The organism is Candidatus Symbiopectobacterium sp. NZEC135, from assembly GCF_025962695.1.
The window spans coordinates 1-812 of the sequence record NZ_JAGFPF010000960.1; the positions used below are offsets into that span (position 1 = coordinate 1).

An 812-nucleotide genomic window follows, 5' to 3' on the forward strand; every position below is an offset into this window, starting at 1 on the left:
TACACTGAGGCAACAGATTGAACGTGTTATGCCGCAAGCGCATCAGATTTTTATCACGCTGTTGTCAATCAATCCTGGCGCATTACAGGCACAAAACATCTGGCGAGCCTTTGAGCAATCCGCACTGCTGTACGGCATCAATGAGTCTCAGCATGTACAGATACTGTTTGAAACCTATGAGGCGGATGCGCTGCACCAACTGGCGTTGCCTCCCGTCAAGCGCCGGAAGTATTCAGTCTATGAGCAGGTTGGCATTCGTCATATGGGCGGACGGATACCCCTTCCTAGTGATGATTTGCACCACCTGCAATCGCACCAGCTACTTTATTTGGGCCACCATGTATTACTGGCCTTGAGCTTTGGCCGTTTCTTTTACCGCAACCCCTTATTCACCGAATTGCATGACGTGCTGTACAGGAAGATAGCGGCTCCACACCAGCTCCAACATCTCCTGCTGCAATTTCTGCAACGGCATCAGCATACTCTCACGGAGGAGGCATCCAATGGCGACTAACGCCCTCAGTGCCAGTTTTGAACAACTTTCTCAGGATGCAATGGATGGCAATGTACCCAGCCCGGCATCGATTTGCACCGATTGTGCCGGACTCGGCGTACCGTTCTCGATCAATGGCAGCGACGGGCCACGGGACGCGGATCAATGGCTGGGTATCCCCTCTTATGATGATTCGGCCACACCTGACTGGTTCATGCAAAATCCCTGGATCACCGATCGTGTCGAAAACTTCCGTAATACCTTTCTGTCACGGGTTCTTTACCAACTGGGAGAGCGGCATGGTGATGCTTATCTCGCC

General features: G+C 52.1%; 2 protein-coding genes. Both read left to right on the plus strand.

Annotated features, from left to right (window positions below):
* Nucleotides 1–514: hypothetical protein (locus J5224_RS31735; protein ID WP_264628951.1), on the plus strand; the 514-nt coding region annotated here is incomplete at its 5' end.
* Nucleotides 504–812: hypothetical protein (locus tag J5224_RS31740; RefSeq protein WP_264628952.1), on the plus strand; the 309-nt coding region annotated here is incomplete at its 3' end. The genes J5224_RS31735 and J5224_RS31740, both read left to right, overlap by 11 nt.